We start from the raw sequence: 22,623 nt of genomic DNA, 5'->3' as shown, positions 1-22,623 counted from the left end.
CCTGAGCAGGAAGAGCAACCTGCGGCGTCCCAGAGCAGTACAGGGAAGGGGCTGGAGGCTTCAGCGGAGCCGGGCGCGGTGACACGCCCGATTGAGGGTGGGCAGGAGAGCCCATCGGGCTTGGATACTCCGTCAGATACCGGCGGGGAGGATAGCGGCGGGAAGAATGCTGCAGCTGGAGAAGGTGAGGATAGCAGTGTTAAGAACGCTGCGTCTGGACATGGCGAGGCTGTTGGCGGGGAAGAGGCTGCGTCTGGCGAAAGTGAGGCTGGCGGCGGTAAGAACGCTGCGTCTGGAGAAGGAGAAGCTGGCGGCGGGAAGAATGCTGCGCCTGGAGATGGCGAGGCTAGTGGTGGGAAGAGTGCCGCGTCTGGAGAAGGTATGGATGGCGGCGGGAAGAACGCAGCACCTGGAGATGATGAGACCAGCACCGAGGATGATCCCGCATCCGATAACGGAGACGATCAGGAATCGTCCGGCGGAGGGATCAAAGGGTTCTTCAGCAGTCTGTTTGGCGACGATGCCGGGCCGGAGGAGCAGGGCGGGGACGGCTCCGGTAATACGGATGGATCCAATCAGGAGATGGAAGCTGCGGATGAGCTGGGCAAGTCTGGTCAGCCGGAGGAAGCGTCTGCGGAATCCGGGAGCGGAGACCAGACAAAGGACCATTCGCAGCAGGGCGCGCATTTTGCAGGAGATTCTGCCTCCGCCGGTTTTGCTGGCCCGGAATCAGCAGATTCCGAAGGTGCGGGTACACCGGAGCAGACCGGAGCAGCACAGACAGTGACAAATAATTCAGGAACGGATAATTCCACTGCGGAGTCCGGCGTGGGACAAGGAACTCATGAGGACGGCAGAGACAAGTCACAGGACCTGGAAACCTCGGACGAGCTGGGGGCGCAGACGCAGGATAAGAGCCATAAAGGCTTTTTTGCCCGATTATTTGGAGATGATGAAGAGTCTGAGGATCAGGAGAACGGTCAGGAAGCTGATCAGCCACAGCAGCCGAAGCAGTCCGCACCTAAGCAGTCCGCCCCCAAGAAGGCCAAAGCCGGTCAGGGAGCGGATTCTGCAAGCAAGCCCAAGGACCCCCTGCAGCAAAAAAGGGACAATGAACGCTCTGACTCCCTGGAGCAGTCGATTACGTATTGGCAAGGCAATGACAAGATTCCACAATCGCTTGCGGATGCCAAGAATACACTGACCGAAGTGCTTGGGCTGGGCTCATCCTTCGATATCGTGTTCAGGGAAATGTCCTTCGGCGGAAAACGCGCGGCCCTGCTCTGCATTAGCGGCTTCGCCAAGGATACGATTATCGATGAAATTCTGAAGCGCCTGACGTATCTGACCCCGGAAAATGTATCGACCGATGTGGTCGCCAGCTTCATGAGTGAGTATATTCCCCATGTTCAGGTGGAGAAAGGCGAGCTGTTCAGCGAGAGCATCAACAAAGTGTTAGCTGGCATGAGCGCGTTCTTCATTGAAGGGGAATCGCAGGTTATCATCATGGATACCCGTTCGTACCCTTCCCGCAGCCCGGATGAGCCGTCTATTGAGCGGGTGGTCCGCGGATCGAGGGACGGCTTCACAGAGACGCTGCTAAGCAACGTGGCTCTGGTTAGAAGACGTATCCGCGACCCCGGGCTGAAGCTGGAGATGCATCAGATTGGACGGCGGACCCGGACAGATGTCTGCTTAGCTTACATCGATGATATCGTGGATAAGACCCAGGTTCAGGCCGTTACGGACAAGCTGAAAAGCGTCAATCTCGACGGCATTCCCCTGGCGGACAAGCAGCTGGAGGAAGCGATTGTCGGCGGCGGCTGGAACCCTTATCCGCTGGTCCGTTATTCGGAACGGCCGGATATTGTCGCTTCCCATCTGCTGGAGGGCCGGGTGGTTGTGTTTGTCGATACTTCCCCGAGTGTCATGGTGCTGCCGACGACGTTTTTTGATTTGTGCCAGCATGCGGAAGAGAACCGCCAGACGCCTTTTATGGGGACTTATCTCCGCTGGGTCCGCTTCATCGGGATCTTTGCATCGATGTTCCTGCTTCCGCTGTGGATGCTGATGGTGCTCCATCCGGAGCTGAAGCCCGGCATGCTTGATTTCATCGGTCCGCAAAAATCAGCCAATCTCCCGCTCATTGCCCAGTTCCTGATCGTTGAGCTGGGGGTGGACCTGCTGCGGATGGCTGCGGTGCATACACCGACTCCGCTCGGCTCCGCGATGGGGCTGATCGCTGCCATTCTGGTCGGTGATATCGCCGTACAGACCGGGCTTTTTGTCAATGAAGTGGTGCTCTATATGGCGGTGGCCTCCATCGGGATGTTCGCGACGCCGAGCTACGAGCTGGGGCTGGCCAACCGGATTGTCCGGCTTGCGCTTCTGCTGGCCGTGGCTGCTTATGGCATCCCCGGCTTCATGATCGGGACGACGCTGCTGGTGGTGCTGCTGACCACACACCGTTCGTATAACTCTCCATACATGTGGCCGTTTATACCATTTAATGCAAAAGCTATGGCGGAGATCCTTCTGCGTCAGCCGGTGCTCAGCTCCAAAACAAGGCCATCCTTCAACAAAACAAGAGATAACACCCGGATGCCTGAGAATAAGGACGCCCCGCGCAAGTCGTAGGAAAATACAAATCAACTGCAAAAAAGTCCATTCAACGGTGTTCCCTCTGTCTGTTATACTGAGTATACTGAATAGCCCCGCAATAAGCCGGATTTGTATTCTGAGCATCTTTTACAGGAACGCATCGGGGCCCCAAATCATATACTAGACAGGGTGGATCGGATGATTCCACAGAAATTGGAGGACTGCGCAATGTTTTTACACGGGACGAGCCGAATCAATGATGCAGGGCATTTGGAGATCGGCGGATGTGATGTAACTGAATTGAAGGCGGAATATGGAACACCGCTATATATAGTGGACGAGCAATTGGTCCGCCGCCGCTGCCGTGAGTACATGGAGGCATTCACAGCTTCCGGTCTCGGGTTCCAGGTGGCTTATGCCAGCAAGGCGTTCTCGACGATGGCGATGTGCCGGCTTGCGGATGAGGAAGGACTGTCGCTGGATGTGGTCTCCGATGGAGAGCTGTATACTGCGCTGCAAGCCGGTTTCCCGGCGGAACGCATTCATTTCCACGGCAATAATAAGACACCGGATGAGATTGAGATGGCGATTGATGCTGGGATTGGCTGCTTTGTTGCCGATAATTTAGTAGAGCTTCGTCTGCTTCAGGCTATTGCTTCACGCAGAGAAGTGACCGTTAATATTCTGCTGCGCGTTACGCCTGGGGTAGAAGCCCATGCCCATCATGCCTACGCTTCTACAGGACAGACCGACTCCAAATTCGGCTTCGATATCGGCAACGGCTCGGCCCGTGAAGCGGTCAGCCTTGCTGACAGCCTGACGAATCTGAACCTGCTCGGCGTACATTCGCATATCGGGTCGCAGATTTTTGAGACCGAAGGCTTCCAGCTTGCAGTTGAACGGATTGCCGAGTTCACCCGTACTATTAAGGAAGAGCTGGGAATCAGCTTCCCTGTAGTCAACCTGGGCGGAGGCTTCGGAATCCGTTATGTGGACGGCGATACGCCGCTGCAGGTCTCCGAATATGTCGCAGCCATCACAGATGCAGTGAAGACCCACTTCACCGGCATTAACGATTCGCTGCCGCAGATCTGGGTGGAACCGGGCCGCAGCATCGTAGGAGATGCCGGTACGACCCTATACACGGTTGGAACCAGCAAGGAAATTCCGGGTGTGCGCAAATATGTAGCTGTTGATGGCGGCATGACAGACAATCCGCGTCCGGCCCTGTATGAATCCAAGTACGAAGCGCTGCTGGCAAGCCGTGCGACTGAGCCTAACGTGGAGAAGGTATCCATCGCCGGCAAATGCTGCGAGAGCGGCGATATGCTGATCTGGGATGTTGAGCTGCCTAAGGTGGAGAGCGGCGATTTGCTGGCTGTGGCCTGCACAGGTGCCTACAATTACTCCATGGCCAGCAACTACAACCGTATCCGCCGTCCGGCAGTAGTATTCGTGCAGAACGGGCAGAGTGATCTGGTCGTACGCCGTGAGTCCCATCAGGACATTGTTGCCAATGATATCGTGCCTGCAAGGATTGCCAAACAGGCCGTTACGAAATAAGACCATAAGGCTGTACTATAGCAGCAGGCGGGAGGACTTCCCGCTTGCTTTGCTTTGTGCCACGTTTCATAGTAAACTAATAAAAGTGTTCTATATTTGTCATTTCGAAAGGGGTCATTTACATATGACTAAGCAAGCGAAAGTTACACTCGAAAACGGCGGCGTCGTGCTGATCGACTTGTTCGACCAGGATGCGCCTAATACAGTAGCTAACTTTGAGAAGCTGGCAAAAGAAGGCTTCTACAACGGATTGTTGTTCCACCGCGTGATTCCAGGCTTCGTAGCACAAGGCGGCTGCCCGAATGGAACAGGCACCGGCGGTCCTGGATACACCATCAACTGCGAGATCAACCCGAACAAGCACGAGCGCGGCTCCCTGGCTATGGCCCATGCCGGCAAGAACACAGGCGGAAGCCAGTTCTATATCGCTTACGCTCCACAACCGCACCTGGACGGAGTACACACTGTATTCGGTAAAGTGGTTGAAGGCATGGACCTGGTTGACGCTTTCAAAGGCCGCGACAAGATGACGACCGTTGAAATTGTAGAAGCTTAATACAAGCATTCCATAGACGCTATAGGGCGAGGTTCCTCTTTCTATGGCATCGCCGAAGCACCCGGCTGGGTTATCCAGCCGGGTGCTTTTTGCCGTGCGGGGAATTATACAATCGCAGTTGGATTCTCCACTTACTCATGAGCGGAGGCAGCCTTTTCAGGCAACAGGTGGAAAAATAGCACAAGTGCCCCTCATTTTCCTCCCCTGAATTTACCTGCCAAGTTTCCGGCTGGCTGCGGCGCGGCGGGCCATGTACAGCTCCGGCAGCTTGAAGAAGAGCAGGAACATCAGGAGGAAGATGACGAAGGCGAAGGCTTCTTCAACCAGCAGATAGTAGGGATAAGGGCCGAAATAGTCCAGTACCGAGAACGTGCTGGGCTTGCGCATCAGGAACATATAGTTGGAGTCCAGCAGTACATTGGCGGCGTACACGCATGCTGCGACAAGGTTCAGGCAGAGCATGGTGAAGAATAGGGAGCGCCAGGTGGGCTTATATCCTTCGACCCAGGTCATGTAGAGAGACGCGAGTATGATCGATCCGTGGGCGATGAAGAACAGCAGGAAGCGGAAATGCGGAAACGGATAGACCAGATTAGGCGTAAGCAGGGCGATGAATGCACCGCCGATCCCGGCAAAATAAAGAAAGTTGTACAGCAGCCTGCTGCGCGTGAGCAGCATCACGATGGACAGGAGCAGGGAAATTCCGCATAGTTCCAGCGGCAGGGAAGAGCTGCGGCTCCAGCTGTCATGGGACAGATACCAGACATGCAGGCCGCCCTCGGAAGCAGCCAGCAGCAGGATCAGCAGCAGGCGTATGCCTAACCGCATGTCAGAGCGGCTGCGCAGGGCGAAGCGGGCCCCAAAGAGCGCCAGGCAGCATAGGGCGATGACAGACAGAGTAACGAGATGGGAGGCGGAGAGCATGACGAAATCGCTGTCGCGGGCACGGTCCCAGAATAAAGTTCGGTTCACTTGAAATCACTCCTTGAATCCTGAAATATGAGTAACATAATAATTTCTTTAATTTTAACCATTTCTGATTCTAAAGTTCTACTCTTAGGTGATATAAGTATATATCGTCTGTTGTGGGCAGAAAAGTCAGGTTTACAAGTTTATTTACATAAGATGGACTCTTAGCCCGTATACATAACGAAACTTCAGGTGGAGTGTGTCCTTACCGGTGCGTTCAGCAGCCATCTTTTTAGCAGGTATGCTTCAAATCATTCAATCGGAAGAACGGGGGCTTATGGGAAATGGTGAAAAAAAGAACAAGCCTGGCAGTGATCCTCGCCATGTTATTTGTGCAATTGGTCTCAGGGCTGGGCTTCACCCAGCAGGCTACAGCGGCGGCCATTGAGCAGGACCAGGACATTATTACCAGCGTATCCATGGCGGTATATGGTCCGGATGGACAGACGGTGACAGGCAGTGTGTATGATGTGGACTCCACCGTGAAGCTGGACTATACCTGGTCGCTTCCTAACGGCCACGGCTATAGTCAGGGAGACAGCTTTACTTTCCAGCTTCCCGAGCAATTCCAGCTCTTCAATGACATTCAAGGCGGACTGGAATCGGACGATGGAACGGTAGGCACATTCACAGTCAGCCAGGCTACCCATCAGGTAGTGATGACGTTTGGCGATTATATCGAGAGTCATGCCAATGTGCAGGGGACCCTACGTATTAATACCCAATTTGACAAAAAAGTGATCAGCGGCAGCACCGTCCAGCAGATTCTGTTCCCGGTGAACGGCGGAGTCCAGACGATTACGGTATCGTTCAAGCCTACTGTAGGCTCGACGATTACCAAGAAGGGAATCTCTAGCGGCTTCAACGCGGATCATATTGACTGGACCGTTGATGTGAACAAAAAACTGGAGCCGGTAAGCGGCGCTGCTGTGACCGACCCGATTCCTGCCGGGCTCGCACTGGACAGCACGGTTACACTTGCCGTATATCAGCTGAATGTTCAGCTTGACGGCACAGTCACGCAAGGGCAGCTGGTAGACAGCAGCAAATATACAGCCGGCGTCTCCGGCGGGACACTGAAGCTTCAGTTCACGGACCCAGTGATTACAGGGGCATACCGTATCGCGTATACAACGCAGGTAGTAAGCGACAACTTGTCCAGCTTCACCAACACGGCAACCTTCACAGGGGACGGCCGTGACCCGGTAAGCGCTTCGGATACAGTGGTCATTGAACGCGGAGGCAGCCTTAACAAAAAAGCCGTCCGTTATGACTGGGGCACCCAGACCATCAACTGGGCTATCGAATACAACTACAATAACCGGACGATCTCCCCGGAGAACGCGGTGTTGACGGATGTGTTCAACAGCTCCCAGGTGCTCTTGGAGAACTCGGTGAGGATCTATCCGGTTACCCTGAATGCAGCCGGAGAAGCTACGAAGGGCACGGCTCTTAATGCAGGCAGTGATTACACAGTAACACCAGTCAGCAACGAATCCGGCAACGGATTCAGACTGGAGTTCAAGAATACAGTGAAATCGGCTTATCTGATCGAATATACGACCAAAGCCGCAGATCGTGTGTTCAAAGATACGAAGATTACCAACACTGTCTCTGACAGTACCTATAGCAGCAACGCTACTCAACTGATTCGGCCCATTATTATCTATAAGAATCTGTCCGGGGTGGATTACAACAAGCATACGACCGACTGGAAAATCACGTTCAATGGTGACAATTACCCAATGAACGAAGTGGTAGTTACAGACAGCTTCCCGCAGGGAGGACAGAAATACATCTCAGGTTCTCTGGTGGTCCGTACACTATCCGGCACAGTGATCCCTTCATCGGCTTATACCCTGATTGTGAATTCACCGGCTCAGCCGAATGAAGGCTTCAAGGTGAAATTCAACTCACCTGTTACAGGTACTTATACCATTAGTTATCACACGGAATTCAGCAATGACTGGCTTACCGGCAATACGGATGATTTCATCAACGTGGCCCGGATTGACTGGAAGGACAGCCAGAACAAGGCACAGTGGACGGAAGCCAGCGGTAAGTTTATTCCTAATTTTGAGGTGAAGACCAACGGGTTCAAATCCGGGGCATATGATGCTTCGGCCAAAGAACTGACCTGGACCGTAGGCGTCAATTACAACAGCAAATTCATTGCCGATCCTGTAGTGACGGATGTACTGAGTGACGGACAGTCTCTGGTACCCGGCTCACTGAAGGTATACAAGATGAATATTGCCAAGGATGGAAAACATAGCTTTGGCGCTGAGGTTGCCGGCAATGAGTTCAGCTATAGCGTGGGCAGCGGCAATGAGTTGAAGGTTGATTTTGTCACAGCCATTAATTCGCCCTATTATATCGTGTTCAAAACGAGTCTGTCTGGAAAGCTGATTGGAACCAAGGTTCTCAATACAGCCAAGCTGCTGGATGGCATGATGAAGGTCTCCAAGGATTTGAATGCCAGGGTAGATATCCCGCATGGGGACGAATATGTGTTCAAAGACGGTGCGCAGAATGGAGATAAGCTGAACTGGACCATTGCGATCAACCGCACCCAGTCCCATGTAAAAGATGCCGTGATCACCGATGTGCCAAGCACGAATCAGATCCTGCTGCCGGACAGCTTCCAGCTCTACCGTACGGTTACGGCTGTGAACGGCGAAGTCACGAAGAGCGGCACGCCGCTTGTGAAGGATACCGATTACACCTTAACGATCAGCGCCGATGCACAGGGCAGACAGTCCTTCGTTTTAAGCTTCCTTGGTGACATCCATTCCGCCTATGTGCTGGAATATCAGTCGTTGATCGTTGCGAATACTGGCGATAAGCTCGTCAATTCGGTAAGGTTCAGCGGCAATAACGTCAAACTTATCACCAAGGAGACGACTAAGGAGATTATCGTTGGGGTCTCCAGCGGTTCGGGAACAGGCAGCGGCGTCAGAGGGACGCTTAATGTCTTCAAGCTGGAAGCAGGCAATGGTGCCAAACCGCTGGCGGGAGCTACCTATGAGCTATACCGCCTGAACGGAAGTGACCGGGTGCTGGTGAATACCCGCACCACAGATGCAGCAGGCATCGCGGCGTTTAACAATCTGTGGCTGGGCAGCTATGTCCTGATTGAAACGGTTGCACCGCAAGGCTATGTGCTTGATTCCACGGAGCATCCGGTGACAATCGGCTCATCGGCCGTGCTGAATCTTACCCTGTATAATAAGCTGGCGGAGCAGCCAACGCCGACAGTAACACCAACGCCGACTGTAACTCCGGTGCCAACTGAGACACCTGTAGAGACTACAGTTCCGACTACAGTTCCATCGCCGGTGCCTACAGATTCTACGGGACCAGAGGCTACACCTGTTCCGACATCGCCTGGTGGAGGACTGGTATTTACTCCGGCACCAACACCAGCCGGCACATTCGAACCGGGAGTTATTATCGATGATTCGCAGATTCCTGCAGGACCAGGCTTGCCTGGAACCCCGCTGCCATCTGCACCGGTACCAACTGTGACTCCAGGACCGGCAGCACCTGAAGTGGTGACGCCAATCGATGATAATATCCCGCTGGGCAATCCGGAAGTAGATGTTGAAGACGATGCGGTACCGCAGGGAACGGTCTCGGGTACGAATGACGGCAGCGGCAGACTGCCGCAGACCGGAGAGAACAGCCCGCTGCCGATCTATCTGACGGGTGCAGCCCTCATTTTGGGCGGCTTTATCCTCAGCCGGGTATTCCGCAGAACACGCAAGCAGGACTAGGCTGAATTAGCAGCAGGATAGGGTCACAGCAGGAGCTGTGCCAAAAGTAAATATTCCATAGGTGGCAACAAAACCTATATCTTCTTCGAAGCTGAATATGAAAAAAGGAGCGTTTCTCCCTTATTGGAGAAACGCTCCTTTGTGCTTCTGGTTATACACTACATTTGCTCGTTTTGGTAGCTTCTGATGAATTCAGGTGTACTTATGCACTTCATTCGCTCGTTTTGCTCACTTCTGATGAATTCAGGTGTACTTATGCACTTCATTCGCTCGTTTTGCTCATTGCTGATGAATTCAAGTGTACTTTTGCACCTCATTCGCTCGTTTTGCTCAATTCGTGGGAATTCAAGTGTATTAATGCACTACATTCGCTCATTTGGGCTGCATTCCGTAGATTCAGAGTCAATTGGTCCATGCTAAAATTGTGCGTACTAAGCTCACTCTTTTGAGATGAATGGGTTTTGAGCTAGTTAGAATATTAGGTATTTCGTACCCCGCTTAAACAGCGGAGCGGACGGAACGACCCGCGGAAAAGCGGCAGCGTTCGCCTGAAAGCTTTCCGCAGGAAAGCTCGCTTCGGAAGCATCAGCAGTCTCCGGATTTTCACCGCTCAGGGGAATGAAAAAAATTCTTACGACCACAGCGATTGGAATAACGGTCCGTCTGCGGAGCGTTATTCCAAGTGCACACGTTAATCCTACTCCACTTATATATTTTTCTGCTTACAGGTTGCTATACGTGTTGATATAAATGCTATAATAATTTCAAATTCAAAGTTTCGGAGGGATGGTTCGTCATGTGGAAGGAATTCAAAAGCTTCGCCATGAAAGGCAATGTACTTGATCTGGCGGTTGCCGTAATCATTGGAGCGGCATTCGGCAAAATTGTTACCTCGCTGGTGGGAGACATTATTATGCCGCTTATCGGTCTGATCAGCGGAGGTATTGATCTGAAGGAACTAAGCTTCGGAACCGGAGAAGCTGAGGTGAAATACGGTATGTTTCTCCAGACCGTAGTCGACTTCTTCATTATTTCCTTCTCCATCTTCCTGGTGGTGAAGCTGAGCAGCCGGTTCAGACGCAAGGAGACCGTTAAGGTTGAGGTGGTTGAGACACCCGCCCCGGCACCGGATGTGGTCCTGCTGACGGAAATCCGCGATCTGCTGAGAACGGACAAGCATCGCGAGAAGGGTGTATAAGGGAATTAAGTTACATAAATATAGTAAATTTCTGAAGCACACTTGCTTTTCCCGCAGTGAAGTGATAATTTTGTTGTAGGCGTAACTTAGTATTAAACTGAATAGATCAATCCTTCAGGGCAGGGTGTGATTCCCTACCGGCGGTGATGCTGACGGATCTGGCTGAATATAGCTGGTTCCGGCGCTTAGTCCGCTACCCGCTTCGTATGATATTGCTACGGACGGTGGACCCGGTGTAATTCCGGGACCGACAGTATAGTCTGGATGGAAGAAGGAGAGATTCACGTGCCGTGCTTGCAGCAGGCGGCCGAGCAGCAATGTTTTCGGATATTATGTGCGAACTTTCACAATGGTGGAGGTCCGGCGTTTATTTACGCATATATTCTTTGCTGTGATCACCTCTCGTATATCCCGTCTTGAACTCCTCCTGGAGATTGAGACGGGTTTTTCTGTTTAGGGTTGGGTACACATGAAGACTATAGCCTTGGGATAGGAGACAAGACATGGATAAGATGAACGATGAGTTTTACATGTCCCTTGCGCTGGATATGGCGGAGCGGGCACAGGGCCAAACCGGAATTAATCCTGTGGTTGGCTGCGTAGTCGTGAAGGACGGTGCCATGATCGGGATTGGAACTCATCTGCAGCGCGGGACCGGACACGCCGAGGTGCATGCGCTCAATATGGCAGCAGGCAAAGCACAAGGCAGTACGGCCTATGTTACGCTGGAGCCTTGCAGCCATTATGGCATTACGCCTCCATGCAGTCAGCGTCTGATCGACGAAGGGGTGGCCAGAGTGGTCGTCGCCTGTGAGGACCCCAATCCTCAGGTGGCAGGCCGGGGAATTGCGATGCTGCGCGAGCAGGGAATTGATGTTGAAGTAGGTCTGCTGCGGGGCCGGGCGCTGCGGCTGAACGAGAAGTTCATCAAGTATATTTTGACGAAGAAGCCGTTCGTAACCCTCAAGAGCGCCAGCACATTGGACGGCAAAATCGCCACCCGGACCGGAGACAGCAAGTGGATCTCGAATGCTGAGGCACGGGAGATTGTACATACCCTGCGTCACCGCCATCAGGGAATTATGGTCGGGGTGAATACGGTAATTGCCGATAACCCTTCGCTGACGACCAGACTGAATGTGCCCGGGCGGAATCCGCTGCGGATTATCATTGACTCCTCGCTGCGGCTTCCGCCAGGCAGCGCGGTGGTCAAGGATGGACTCGCGCCTACGGTGGTCGTAACGACAGAAGCAGCCGATCCTGACCGCAGAGCAGCGCTGCTGGCTGCAGGGGTAGAGGTCATTGCTGCGGGCAGCGGTCCGCGTGTGGATCTGCAGGCGGCTATGGCTGCGCTCGGTGCAATGGAGATTGGGTCTATTCTGCTGGAAGGCGGCGGGACGCTGAATGGGGCGATGCTTGCGGAGGGACTGGTTGACCGTGTGGTCCTCTTCTTCGCTCCCAAGATTGTCGGCGGCGGCGCGGAAGCAGCGGGGACCTTCGACTTCGGGGGTGTGGAGCTGATGCGTGATGCCATCCAGCTTGAAGGATTGGAAGTGGAAGTGCTCGGGGATAATGTGTGTATCAGCGGAACCCCGGTTCCTCAGCATTAACCGACTATTCAGGAAGGAGGGATGGTATGTTTACCGGCTTGATTGAAGAGGTGGGAGTTCTGCGTAGCGTCACCAGCGGCGGGGAGATGATGGTGCTGAATATCGGCGCATCGCTCATTATGGGAGATCTCAAGATCGGCGACAGTGTGGCGGTCAATGGGGTCTGTCTCACGGCAACCTCACTCGGAGACCATCATTTCACGGTTGACGTTATGCCCGAGACCTACCGCAACAGTACGCTCAAGGAGCTGCGCACCGGGTCCGCAATGAATCTGGAACGCGCTATGGCTGCCGGCGGACGCTTCGGAGGGCATATTGTCCAAGGGCATGTGGATGGAACCGGTGAGATCCGCAGCGTCAGGCGCGATCAGAATGCAGTGGTGTTCGAGATTGCACCGGACCGCAAATCCCTGTTCAAATTCATCATTCCCAAAGGCTCCATTACCATAGACGGCATTAGCCTTACGGTTGTGAGGACGGAAGCCGCAACCTTCACCGTGTCGATTATCCCGCACACGCTGGGAGAGACGGTACTGGCCCACAAGCGGGCGGGAGACCGGGTGAATATCGAATGTGATGTGCTCGGTAAATACGTGGACCATCTGCTCCATTACGGTTCGCGCGCGGGCAATGAAGAGGATGGAGGAAGCTCGAAGATCAGCCATGATTTTTTGGCGGCCAACGGGTTCGTATAATCTATTGATCAGGCATACGGCAAGCCGTCAGGTAAGCGTATAGCTATTAGGAGGACAGTAGTATGAGCCAGCAAGCTGATAAAGACAGTGTTCTAGACCCGATTGAAGATGCGATTTATGACTTAATGCGCGGTAAGGTCGTTATCGTTGTAGATGATGAGGACCGTGAGAATGAAGGAGACTTCGTTGCTCTGGCGGAACGGGCTACCCCGGAAGTGATTAACTTCATGATTACCGAAGGACGCGGCCTGGTCTGCGTACCGATCACAGCGGAGCGTGCAGAGGAGCTGGACCTGCACCCGATGGTATCCCAGAATACCGATAACCATGGTACGGCGTTCACGGTATCGATTGACCACGCGGATACGACGACCGGGATCTCAGCCGGCGAACGCTCCCAGACGATTAAGGCCATGCTGGACCCCAAGGCCAAGCCGGCCGACTTCCGCAGACCGGGGCATATGTTCCCGCTGATCGCCAAGAAGGGCGGAGTCCTGCGGCGTTCCGGGCATACGGAGGCTGCTGTCGATCTGGCCCGCATGTGCGGGGCTTACCCGGCAGGTGTCATCTGTGAAGTCGTGAAGGTGGACGGTACCATGGCCCGCCTGCCTGACCTGATTGAAATCGCAAGGAAGCATGATCTTAAGCTGATCAGCATCAAGGACCTTATTCACTACCGTAACGAGAAGGAGCATCTGGTCACCCGTGAGGTAGCGGTGAATCTGCCGACGGATTTCGGTGATTTTCAGACCATTGCCTATACGAACGAGGTGGACGACAAGGAGCATGTTGCCCTGGTTAAAGGTGATATCTCCGGGGATGAGCCGGTGCTCGTGCGTGTGCATTCAGAGTGCCTGACCGGCGATGTGTTCCATTCGCACCGCTGCGACTGCGGTCCGCAGTTCGAAGCGGCGCTGCGCCAGATTGAAGAAGCAGGCAGGGGTGTACTCCTCTATATGCGCCAGGAGGGCCGTGGAATTGGCCTGATTAACAAGCTGCGCGCTTATAAGCTGCAGGAAGAAGGGCTGGATACTGTGGATGCCAACCTGAAGCTGGGCTTCGCGGCAGATCTGCGGGATTATGGCATCGGGGCTCAGATTCTTAAGGATCTCGGCATCCGCCAGATCCGGCTGCTGACCAACAATCCTCGCAAGATCAAGGGGCTGGAAGGCTACGGCCTTGAGGTGGTGGAGCGCGTAGCGATCCAGATGCCGGAGAACAAGGACAATAGCAATTATCTGCATACGAAGCAGGCCAAGCTTGGCCATCTGCTGAAGTTTGACGACATCGAACAGAATGAGGATTCCAAAATTTAATCATAGATTACCTATCCTATACACGAAGGGTTGATGAGTAGCATGCCGAATTATTTTGAAGGACACTTAGTATCTGAGGGTTTGAAATATGGGGTGGTCGTAGGACGTTTCAATGAGTTCATTACCAGCAAGCTGCTCTCCGGGGCACTCGATGCCTTCAAGCGCCATGGCGCCGCCGATGATGAAGTGGATGTTGCCTGGGTACCGGGCGTATTCGAAATTCCGCTGATCGCCCAGAAAATGGCCGAAAGCGGCAAATATGACGCCGTTATCACACTGGGCACAGTCATTCGCGGATCTACAACACACTATGATTATGTGTGCAACGAGGTGGCCAAGGGCGTGGCGGCGATTAACCTTAAGACCGGTGTTCCGACTATTTTCGGTGTGGTTACGACGGAGAATATTGAACAGGCCATTGAGCGCTCGGGGACCAAAGCCGGCAATAAGGGCTGGGATGCAGCGACGGCTGCTATTGAAATGGCTAACCTGAATAAGCTGTTCAAATAATACGCCTCTTGACGAAAGACCGTAAGTCGTGCTTATTTATAAGTATGAGAAGAAAGCATGAACATAGATCTTTCTACTTGTGTAGCGTCCTTGCGGCGCTGCACTTTACTTTTTTTGGGCTGGAGGAAACCGCGTGACTGTATTGTACAAGCTGGAGACGTTCGAAGGTCCGCTCGATCTGCTCTTGCATCTGATTGACAAGGCGGAAATCGACATCCAGGACATTCCGGTCAGCGAGATCACCGAGCAGTATATGGAATTCCTACAGGGAATGAAGGAGCTGGAGCTGGATATTACCAGTGAATTTCTGGTGATGGCTGCCACTCTCCTGTCGATTAAGAGCAAAATGCTGCTGCCGAAGCCGCCCGTCATTGAAATCGAGGACTTCGATTATTATGAGGATGACGGCTATGATCCGCGCGCAGAGCTGGTGCAGCGCCTGATTGAATACCGTAAGTTCAAGAGCATCGCGGTGCATCTGCTGGATATGGAGAGCGAGCGCAGCCTGATTTTTACGAAGGAGCCTGAGGATCTGGGCCCCTTCGTTCCTGCGCAGACGGACAATACACTGAAGGGCCTGCATACCGCCGACCTGATCGCTGCGTTCCGCAAGGCGCTAAGCAAGGCTGCCCGGCGCACCTCGTACCAGCGGATCACCCGGGATGAGATCTCGGTCAAGGACCGGATTCGTGAGGTGTCTGAAGCCTTGCAGCGCAAAGGGACCGGCGGCAGAATGCGGTTCTCGTCCCTGCTGCATGAGGAGATGGACCGGCAGGAGATCGTCGCCACCTTCCTGGCTATTCTGGAGCTGATGAAGATGAAGGCCATTTACTGCTACCAGGAGAAATTATTTGAGGATATTGTTATGGAGTGGAGAGGGGGAGAGGATGCCAGTGGACTACAACACGCTGAAATCAATTATTGAAGGCCTGCTGTTTCTCTCAGGGGATGAAGGGCTGTCGGTCCGGCAGATTGCCGAGATTACCGAGCAACGGCCCGATCTGGCGACAAGAGCGCTGGATGATTTAAAAGAGGACTACCACTCGCAGAGCCGGGGTCTTCAGGTGGTCCAGATTGCCGGGAATTACCGGCTGGCGACACTCCCGGAGCATGCGCAGTATTTCGAGCGATTGGCTTATTCGCCCTCCAGATCCTCCCTGTCCCAGGCGGCGCTGGAGACACTCGCGATTGTGGCTTACCGCCAGCCGATCACGAGAGTGGAGATCGAGGAGATCCGGGGTGTCAAATCCGAACGGGCCATCCACACGCTGGGCAACAAGGATCTGATCCACGAGGTGGGCCGGGCGGAGGCTGTCGGGCGTCCAATTCTGTACGGCACCACCAAGTCCTTCCTGGACAGCTTCGGGCTGGCCAGCCTGAAGGAGCTGCCGGAGCCGTCGAGCTTCGATACCTCCGAGGGTCTGGAAGAGGAGACCCAGCTGCTGTTCAGTAAGCTGGACAGCCAGATGACCTTCGATGAGGTCGAATAACTGCAGCGTACCGCTGCTGTGATAGAGATGCCGTTGTCCCTTCGGGGGCAGCGGCATTTTTTCGTGGAAAATGGAGAAGTTTGCGAAATCACCGAATGTTATCCAGCCGTAATTGCCATACTAATCCAGAGGCTCCATGTTTATTATTCTAAAGTCTGCTTGGAGGTTAACCGTGTGACGTTATGGCTGGCAATACCCTTAATCCTGCTGCTGCTCGTTGTTCTGCTGTTCCTGCTGGTTCTGGCGTCATCGATTCATTTTCACTTTCGTGTGCGCAGACTGGGTAAGGATGACCGCATCGAATTCGACATCAAAGCTGTATATGGCCTCGTTAAAATTCATTATGAGGTGCCTGCGCTAGTCTTCCAGAGCCTCGAACAGGGAATTAAGCTCAACGTGGAGAAGAGCGGAATCGCACCAGTGAAGCTGGATAGCGACAAGGAAGGGCAGGTCGATAAGGAATCTGTGACGCAATGGCTAAAGAATGTACGTACTGCTTTACATGCCACCCGCGGGCTGAAAAAATGGCTGAATGACACCCTGTCTCATATTCAGATCACCAAGCTGGACTGGTCCACAGACTTCTCGCTGGGGGAGGCTGCAACGACCGCCACGGCGGTAGGGGCCTTATGGGGACTGAAGTGGACGATGATCGGCGTGCTCTCCCGCATGGTCAGACTGGTGCATAAGCCGGGATTATTTGTGGCTCCTGTCTTCCGGGATCAGCCGTCTTTTGCAACAGAAGCCGTCTGTAGCGGCAAGCTGTCCGTCGGATATGCGCTCTATGCAGGGCTTCTGCTGCTGCGCCGAGTGTCGAAGGTGGAAGGTGGTCTGGGCCGGTGGAAGAAATTGCTCAGACGTGAACGCTCCTAAATAATCTACATACTCCAATCTATAGTGGGCAAGATAAATACTGCAGGTACATTTATATACACTCGAGGAGGAGACAAACAATGTCAGATCATCCGATTCAAGGTCTCATGCAGACCGCAATGGAGAATATTAAAGGCATGGTTGATGTAAATACAATTGTTGGAGATCCGGTTGAAACGCCCGATGGCACCGTCATTCTGCCAATTAGCAAGGTGACGTTCGGTTTCGCAGCAGGCGGCAGTGACTTCAGGGTGGAGGATGACGGTCCGGGCGTGAACAGCAGCGGGTCCGGCGTCAAAATGCTTCCCTTCGGGGGCGGCAGCGGGGGCGGCGTGTCTATTCGTCCGATTGCTTTTCTAGTCGTTGGCAGGGAAGGGGTACATATTGTGCCGCTGGATAATCAGACTCATCTGTTCGAGAAAATTATTGATGCTACGCCTACCCTGCTCGACAAAATTCAGAATATGTTCCAGCCCGGCATGGTTCCCGAAGCTTCGGACATTCCCGGCTCCAAGGTAACCAAAACCGTTGTAGAGACAGGATCCGGCTCGTCTGACCATTCGTCAACACATTAGGGTACGTCAACGCATTAGAATACGTCAACACATTAGGATACAAGGAAATAACAAATTAGCCCCGGGATATCACCTTAGAAGGTGATATCCCTTTTTTGCCGGATGATGGAGGATAGGACATACCTGCCCTATGCCCCGCATACACTTGTACAACCAGGCAAGACTGATGAACCGTTGCGTAAGGAACGGATAAGAAGCCGGAGGATGAACATGAAGACATTAACCCGAAAATCTATGCTGTCCTTACTGTTGTGTGCACTGCTGCTTGCGCTGGTGCCGGTGTCTGCCGTTAGTGCAGAGAACCGTTCGATCACTACCCATGCCAGGGCGGCGGCGCTGATTGATGTGACATCCGGAAGAATACTGTACAGCAGCCGCGGGGATGAGCCGATGCTGATTGCCAGTCTGACCAAAATTATGACCGCCCTTGTGGCGATAGAGAACGGCGATATCATGTCGAAGGTCAAGGTCGGTAAAAATGCTTTTGCCAAAGAGGGTTCCTCCCTGTACCTGAAGCTGGGTGAGGAAATGACGCTAAAGGATATGCTGTACGGGCTGATGCTGCGCTCCGGTAATGATGCGGCAACCGCAATCGCCGAGCATGTCGGCGGGTCGGAGCAGGGGTTCGTCTACCTGATGAACACTAAGGCGCAGGAGCTGAATTTGAAAAATACGCATTTTGCCAATCCGCATGGATTAGATGCAGAAGGCCACTTTTCCAGCGCGAATGATCTGGCTGTATTGACCGCATATGCGATGCATAATCCGGTGTTCAAGGAGATCGTAGCCACCAAAGAGAAGGCAGCGGACAATCCTTATGAGAAATGGGACTATAAATGGAGCAACAAGAATAAGATGCTGCGCCTCTACGAAGGAGCGGATGGGGTCAAGACGGGGTATACCAAAAAAGCGCTGCGCTGCCTGGTAAGCTCCGCTACAAGGGACGGGCAGCAGCTCGTGGCTGTTACGCTGAACGACGGAAATGACTGGAACGACCATGCCTCGCTGCTGGACTTCGGCTTCAACCATTATCCTCTGAAGACGCTGGTCGAGCGGGGCGAGGCCGTCAAAGGCTACAGTCTGGTGACCGGCAAGGCCTTCGCCTATCCGCTTGGTCAGGGGGAGGAAGCAAGGCTCGTCAACAAGCTGGTGCTTAGTGCAGATCCGCAGACTTCTGCGAATGGCAATGCTGCGGGTACGGGGAGTGCAGGTGCTGGTTCCAGTGTAAGTACGGGTGCGGGCAGGGCAGGTGTAAATGCCAGCGGGAGTGAGGGCGATGTTAACTTCGGGCTCAGAGGTGTGATTATTTTACGGCTGGGAGATCAGGAGATCGGGCGGGTTCCGGTGTACACGCCTGGCCAGCTCCCGCCGGAGACCTCGCCGTATGTGAAAAAATATACCGCTGCGCGTGCCTCCGCCTACCCGGCGGGCAACTGGCTGCAGGCCTTCGGCAGTGCGCTGCGGGCGCTGTTTCACACGGGGGAATAGCGAAACCATTCTGTAAGATAGAGTATAAAAAATGAAGCGGGGGAGGGGATACCCATGTTAAATGGAATCTGGCTGGGGATGATTCTGATCGGGTTTGGCTTTGCGGCAGTTAACGGAAGGATGAACGAGTTCACCGCCGCCGTATTCGATGGTGCGAAGAGCGGGGTGACCGTCAGCTTCGGGCTGATCAGTGTGCTGGTGTTCTGGCTGGGCATAATGCGGATTGCGGAGGATGCCGACCTGCTGAAGAAAATCTCCAGAGTGCTGGGTCCGGTAGTCTCCTTTCTGTTCCCGGATGTGCCCAAAGGGCACCCCGCCATCGGCTACATTCTCTCCAATATGAGCGCCAACCTGCTGGGTCTGGGGAATGCGGCCACTCCGATGGGCATTAAGGCGATGCAGGAGCTGCAGACACTGAACCCGGATAAGGAGACCGCAACGCCGGCCATGTGTACCCTGCTTGCGCTGAATACCGCCAGCATCACCCTGATTCCGGCGACCCTGATTGCGATCCGGCTGAATTACGGATCGGCGGACCCGGCGGCCATTGTCGGAACCACTCTGGCAGCGACGGCGGTGGCGACCCTGGCGGCGATTGCTGCGGACAGGCTGTTCCGCCGCCTGACTCTGCTCCGCCGGCCGCCCGGACCGCCGCCGGTCCTTAACACCGGGACAGGCCCGGCGAACGGGAGCGGGGCGCTCCCACAATCTTCGGTGAAGGGGTGAGCGTCCGTGTTACAACTGATCAGTCTGATCTCTGCCTGGGCGATCCCGGTCATGGTTACCTTTATTCCGCTGTATGCCTTCACGCGTAAGGTTCCGGTCTATGAATCTTTCGTGGAGGGTGCGAAGGACGGGTTCGGCACCGCCATTGCGATTATCCCCCATCTGGTGGGCATGCTGGTGGCCATCAGTGTGTTCCGCGCGTCTGGCGCGCTGGACTTCCTCATGGGCTTTGTAAGCCCTCTGCTGAAGGGGCTGGGTATTCCGTCAGAGGTGCTTCCGCTCGGTCTCCTGCGCCCGCTGACGGGCACTGGATCACTTGCCTATACTACAGACCTGATCCGCGTCCACGGCCCGGACTCCCTCATCGGTATGATTGCTTCTACTATACAGGGGAGCACTGACACCACGTTGTATGTGCTGACTGTGTATTTCGGCGCCGTAGGCATCCGCAACGGCCGCTATGCACTAAAGGTGGGCCTGTTCTCGGACATCGTCGGCTTTATTGCTGCGATTGCTGTTTGTCTGCTGGTGTTCGGGTAATCAGCAGGTTGATAGGTGGATTTCCTCCACTTGTTGCTAGACGGATGAACGTTGTGGAGACAATAGTTGGAAAAATGCTGCTTAGTTATACTCATTCTCGCCAACGTAGTGAAATTAAACAAATTAAACGCCCTTTTTCCACCTGCTTCAGCCAATTTCCCCGAAACTCATAAATTAAGATACGTTTATCTAACTGCTTGCCTTCAGGAGAGAGCAAATGAAGGGTATTAATGCACCTGATTTCAGCAATAGTCGGCTGGATAAGCGAATGAAGGGTATTAATGCACCTGATTTCAGGAAAAGTTGGCTGTATGAGCGAATGAGGGGTATTAATACACCTGATTTGAGTAAAAGTCGGCCGGATGAGCGAATGAAGGGTATAAATACACCTGATTTCAGCAAAAGTCGGCTGTATGAGCGAATGAAGGGTATTAATACACCTGATTTCAGGAAAAGTTGGCTGGATAAGCGAATGAAGGGTATTAATGCACCTTATCACTTCCCTGGCAATCTGCCGCCGGTGGTGGTGGTCCCCAAGCGCTGACCCGCAGCCGCTTGCCGCTTGTCCTACAGTCCTCACCCCCTTCCGGGAGGTGAGGACTGTTTGTTATTAGGTTTGCCCGTGCGTAGAAGGAGTAACGGAGAGGAATTTTGGAACTGTAGGAGCGCCAGCGTCCGCCTGAAAGCTTTCCTACGGAAAGCTCGCATCGTAAGCATAAGCTGTGTTGGAATTCTACTGCCGCTTGGCAGTCTAATCAAGGAAATCCAACTTTAACAGCGGCCGGAAGTCCAAACATTCCTCGGAGTTACGAATAGTCAACGCCTTTACCCTCTCTGGCCCCGCTCAAGCCCTGCTTTCACATCGCTCCCCAAACATTCTAACAAACATTCCTCACCGCCCGCCCCCCCACTTCATATGCTATTTCAGCAATACGGAGGGAGGACGACAAGGGTGGAGTACAAAGGCTTTATTCTGCATCATTCCCGCTGTCCGTCTATTAACGGCAAAGGCTTTGACTTCTGGGTCGGGCTGAACGGCTCAGTCTATGCGGCGCCGCTGCTGACAGACCCGGAGCATATTCATATATGCCTTGAGGGCAACTATGGGGAGGCGGAGCAATTGCCCCAGTTGCCGGAGCGCCAGCAGCAGCTGTTCGCGGCGGGGAAGCTTATACTGGAGCTGTCCGGGCGCTATGAAATATCGCCGCTTACGGTGGAATCGCATAGCGAGACTTGCCCCGGCGCATTTTTTCCGTGGAATGATCTTGTGATTTATGCCTCTGATGGTTATCATTAACCTGAGGTGAGTAGTCGAAAATGGAAAGATTACAGAAAATATTGGCGCAAGCAGGTGTTGCGTCCAGACGCAAATGTGAAGAAATGATTTTGGCCGGTAAAGTGGAAGTCAACGGGGAACTCGTAACTACGCTTGGCACGAAGGTGGACCCCGCAACTGATATTATTAAAGTCTCGGGCAGACTGATCCGGGGCGAGAATAAAATCTATATTATGTTCAACAAGCCCAAAGGTGTAATTACAAGCGCCTCGGATGACAAAGGCCGCAAGGTAGTAACGGATTACCTGAAAGGAATTACAGAGCGCGTATACCCTGTAGGCCGCTTGGACTACGATACCGAAGGGCTGCTGCTGCTGACGAATGACGGTGAGTTTGCCAACCTGCTCACGCATCCGAAGCATCATGTGCCGAAGACGTATCTGGCCACGGTCAAGGGTGTGCCGCACGGCACAGCGCTGGACAAGCTGAAGGCTGGCATTAAGCTGGAGGACGGCATGACCGCTCCGGCGGAAGTCGAATACAAGGATATCGATGAAGCCAATAAGGAAGCGGTAATCAGCATCACCATCCATGAAGGCCGCAACCGCCAAGTCCGGCGGATGTTCGAGGCTGTGTCACATCCGGTTATCCGTCTGAAGCGCATTTCCTTCGGGGATATCATGCTCCAGAATCTCAAGCGCGGCTCTTACCGCCATTTGACCAAGGATGAGATCAATCATCTGCAGCAAATTGCCAAAGCGGGAATGCTTCGGGATAATCAGACACGCAAAGACACATAAAGTTCACAATTTCCCCTCCTAAAACTGTGACAATATTCGTTATAATGTTCATAGGATGTTC

The 22,623-nt window shown here is 53.6% G+C and carries 20 protein-coding genes and 1 riboswitch; of the genes, 19 read left to right on the top strand and 1 reads right to left on the bottom strand.

Features of this window, described 5'->3' with window-relative positions:
- Window positions 1–891: 891 nt before the first annotated feature.
- From MKZ07_RS11845 to MKZ07_RS11835, 3 genes are all read left to right on the top strand, one after another.
- Entirely contained in the window at window positions 892–2,637 is a 1,746-nt protein-coding gene (locus tag MKZ07_RS11845; RefSeq protein ID WP_372238111.1) for a spore germination protein, read from the top strand.
- A 192-nt stretch (window positions 2,638–2,829) separates the two neighbouring features.
- Entirely contained in the window at window positions 2,830–4,164 is a 1,335-nt protein-coding gene (lysA, locus tag MKZ07_RS11840) for a diaminopimelate decarboxylase (protein WP_036698223.1), read from the top strand.
- A gap of 124 nt (window positions 4,165–4,288) precedes the next feature.
- Entirely contained in the window at window positions 4,289–4,720 is a 432-nt protein-coding gene (locus MKZ07_RS11835; protein ID WP_341025911.1) for a peptidylprolyl isomerase, read from the top strand.
- A gap of 210 nt (window positions 4,721–4,930) precedes the next feature.
- Here MKZ07_RS11835 and MKZ07_RS11830 read toward each other — a convergent pair whose 3' ends face one another.
- Window positions 4,931–5,692: a YwaF family protein gene (locus tag MKZ07_RS11830; protein WP_341025909.1), complete on the bottom strand. Its 762-nt coding sequence runs from the start codon at window positions 5,690–5,692 to the stop codon at window positions 4,931–4,933.
- A 281-nt stretch (window positions 5,693–5,973) separates the two neighbouring features.
- Between MKZ07_RS11830 and MKZ07_RS11825 the strand changes: the two genes are divergently transcribed.
- The 16 genes from MKZ07_RS11825 to MKZ07_RS11750 all read left to right on the top strand — a co-directional run bounded on the left by MKZ07_RS11825 (window position 5,974) and on the right by MKZ07_RS11750 (window position 22,562).
- On the top strand, window positions 5,974–9,465 hold the full coding sequence (locus tag MKZ07_RS11825) for a collagen binding domain-containing protein (protein WP_341025907.1): 3,492 nt from the start codon (window positions 5,974–5,976) through the stop codon (window positions 9,463–9,465).
- A 796-nt stretch (window positions 9,466–10,261) separates the two neighbouring features.
- Window positions 10,262–10,663, top strand: a complete 402-nt coding sequence (mscL, locus tag MKZ07_RS11820; RefSeq protein WP_036698217.1) for a large conductance mechanosensitive channel protein MscL — start codon at window positions 10,262–10,264, stop codon at window positions 10,661–10,663.
- Window positions 10,664–10,769: 106 nt separating this feature from the next.
- A riboswitch (FMN riboswitch) is annotated at window positions 10,770–10,943 on the top strand.
- Window positions 10,944–11,166: 223 nt separating this feature from the next.
- Complete coding sequence (gene ribD / locus MKZ07_RS11815) at window positions 11,167–12,273, top strand: bifunctional diaminohydroxyphosphoribosylaminopyrimidine deaminase/5-amino-6-(5-phosphoribosylamino)uracil reductase RibD (protein WP_036698216.1); 1,107 nt, start codon at window positions 11,167–11,169, stop codon at window positions 12,271–12,273.
- Between the two features lie 26 nt (window positions 12,274–12,299).
- Complete coding sequence (gene ribE / locus MKZ07_RS11810) at window positions 12,300–12,968, top strand: riboflavin synthase (protein WP_036698214.1); 669 nt, start codon at window positions 12,300–12,302, stop codon at window positions 12,966–12,968.
- Between the two features lie 62 nt (window positions 12,969–13,030).
- Window positions 13,031–14,284 (top strand): bifunctional 3,4-dihydroxy-2-butanone-4-phosphate synthase/GTP cyclohydrolase II, encoded by a 1,254-nt coding sequence (locus MKZ07_RS11805; protein ID WP_051493861.1) that lies wholly within the window; start codon window positions 13,031–13,033, stop codon window positions 14,282–14,284.
- Between the two features lie 42 nt (window positions 14,285–14,326).
- On the top strand, window positions 14,327–14,794 hold the full coding sequence (ribH, locus tag MKZ07_RS11800; RefSeq protein WP_036698212.1) for a 6,7-dimethyl-8-ribityllumazine synthase: 468 nt from the start codon (window positions 14,327–14,329) through the stop codon (window positions 14,792–14,794).
- A gap of 133 nt (window positions 14,795–14,927) precedes the next feature.
- A complete protein-coding gene (locus tag MKZ07_RS11795; protein WP_036698209.1) occupies window positions 14,928–15,719 on the top strand; it encodes a segregation and condensation protein A in 792 nt (263 codons plus the stop codon).
- A complete protein-coding gene (scpB, locus tag MKZ07_RS11790) occupies window positions 15,688–16,284 on the top strand; it encodes an SMC-Scp complex subunit ScpB (protein WP_036698207.1) in 597 nt (198 codons plus the stop codon). Before MKZ07_RS11795 ends, scpB begins: the two co-directional genes overlap by 32 nt.
- 174 nt (window positions 16,285–16,458) lie before the next feature.
- Window positions 16,459–17,157: a DUF2953 domain-containing protein gene (locus MKZ07_RS11785; RefSeq protein WP_341025904.1), complete on the top strand. Its 699-nt coding sequence runs from the start codon at window positions 16,459–16,461 to the stop codon at window positions 17,155–17,157.
- A gap of 80 nt (window positions 17,158–17,237) precedes the next feature.
- Window positions 17,238–17,732: a GerW family sporulation protein gene (gene ytfJ, locus MKZ07_RS11780; RefSeq protein WP_036698205.1), complete on the top strand. Its 495-nt coding sequence runs from the start codon at window positions 17,238–17,240 to the stop codon at window positions 17,730–17,732.
- Window positions 17,733–17,936: 204 nt separating this feature from the next.
- On the top strand, window positions 17,937–19,220 hold the full coding sequence (locus tag MKZ07_RS11775; protein WP_341025902.1) for a D-alanyl-D-alanine carboxypeptidase family protein: 1,284 nt from the start codon (window positions 17,937–17,939) through the stop codon (window positions 19,218–19,220).
- Window positions 19,221–19,274: 54 nt separating this feature from the next.
- The gene (locus MKZ07_RS11770; protein WP_076162260.1) at window positions 19,275–19,946 is read left to right on the top strand and encodes a nucleoside recognition domain-containing protein; all 672 of its coding nucleotides are present in this window, start codon (window positions 19,275–19,277) and stop codon (window positions 19,944–19,946) included.
- Window positions 19,947–19,952: 6 nt separating this feature from the next.
- Window positions 19,953–20,486: a spore maturation protein gene (locus MKZ07_RS11765; RefSeq protein WP_036698201.1), complete on the top strand. Its 534-nt coding sequence runs from the start codon at window positions 19,953–19,955 to the stop codon at window positions 20,484–20,486.
- Window positions 20,487–20,703: 217 nt separating this feature from the next.
- Window positions 20,704–21,030: a hypothetical protein gene (locus tag MKZ07_RS11760; protein WP_341025900.1), complete on the top strand. Its 327-nt coding sequence runs from the start codon at window positions 20,704–20,706 to the stop codon at window positions 21,028–21,030.
- Between the two features lie 408 nt (window positions 21,031–21,438).
- Entirely contained in the window at window positions 21,439–21,783 is a 345-nt protein-coding gene (locus MKZ07_RS11755; RefSeq protein WP_341025898.1) for an N-acetylmuramoyl-L-alanine amidase, read from the top strand.
- A gap of 20 nt (window positions 21,784–21,803) precedes the next feature.
- Window positions 21,804–22,562 carry a pseudouridine synthase gene (locus MKZ07_RS11750; RefSeq protein ID WP_076156589.1) on the top strand — a complete coding sequence of 253 codons (759 nt, stop codon included), beginning with the start codon at window positions 21,804–21,806 and terminating at the stop codon, window positions 22,560–22,562.
- Window positions 22,563–22,623 lie beyond the last annotated feature (61 nt).

The organism is Paenibacillus sp. FSL P4-0338 (assembly GCF_038002365.1).
In the GTDB taxonomy this organism is placed as follows: domain Bacteria; phylum Bacillota; class Bacilli; order Paenibacillales; family Paenibacillaceae; genus Paenibacillus_AQ.
This window is presented reverse-complemented; position numbering and strand designations above follow the sequence as displayed.

Bases quoted from the DNA above. Each gene is read 5' to 3' on its own strand.
- lysA (WP_036698223.1), top strand. From the start codon at position 2,830: ATGTTTTTACACGGGACGAGCCGAATCAATGATGCAGGGCATTTGGAG.
- MKZ07_RS11835 (WP_341025911.1), top strand. From the start codon at position 4,289: ATGACTAAGCAAGCGAAAGTTACACTCGAAAACGGCGGCGTCGTGCTG.
- MKZ07_RS11825 (WP_341025907.1), top strand. From the start codon at position 5,974: ATGGTGAAAAAAAGAACAAGCCTGGCAGTGATCCTCGCCATGTTATTT.
- mscL (WP_036698217.1), top strand. From the start codon at position 10,262: ATGTGGAAGGAATTCAAAAGCTTCGCCATGAAAGGCAATGTACTTGAT.
- ribD (WP_036698216.1), top strand. From the start codon at position 11,167: ATGGATAAGATGAACGATGAGTTTTACATGTCCCTTGCGCTGGATATG.
- ribE (WP_036698214.1), top strand. From the start codon at position 12,300: ATGTTTACCGGCTTGATTGAAGAGGTGGGAGTTCTGCGTAGCGTCACC.
- MKZ07_RS11805 (WP_051493861.1), top strand. From the start codon at position 13,031: ATGAGCCAGCAAGCTGATAAAGACAGTGTTCTAGACCCGATTGAAGAT.
- ribH (WP_036698212.1), top strand. From the start codon at position 14,327: ATGCCGAATTATTTTGAAGGACACTTAGTATCTGAGGGTTTGAAATAT.
- ytfJ (WP_036698205.1), top strand. From the start codon at position 17,238: ATGTCAGATCATCCGATTCAAGGTCTCATGCAGACCGCAATGGAGAAT.
- MKZ07_RS11775 (WP_341025902.1), top strand. From the start codon at position 17,937: ATGAACATGAAGACATTAACCCGAAAATCTATGCTGTCCTTACTGTTG.
- MKZ07_RS11770 (WP_076162260.1), top strand. From the start codon at position 19,275: ATGTTAAATGGAATCTGGCTGGGGATGATTCTGATCGGGTTTGGCTTT.
- MKZ07_RS11760 (WP_341025900.1), top strand. From the start codon at position 20,704: ATGAAGGGTATTAATGCACCTGATTTCAGCAATAGTCGGCTGGATAAG.
- MKZ07_RS11750 (WP_076156589.1), top strand. From the start codon at position 21,804: ATGGAAAGATTACAGAAAATATTGGCGCAAGCAGGTGTTGCGTCCAGA.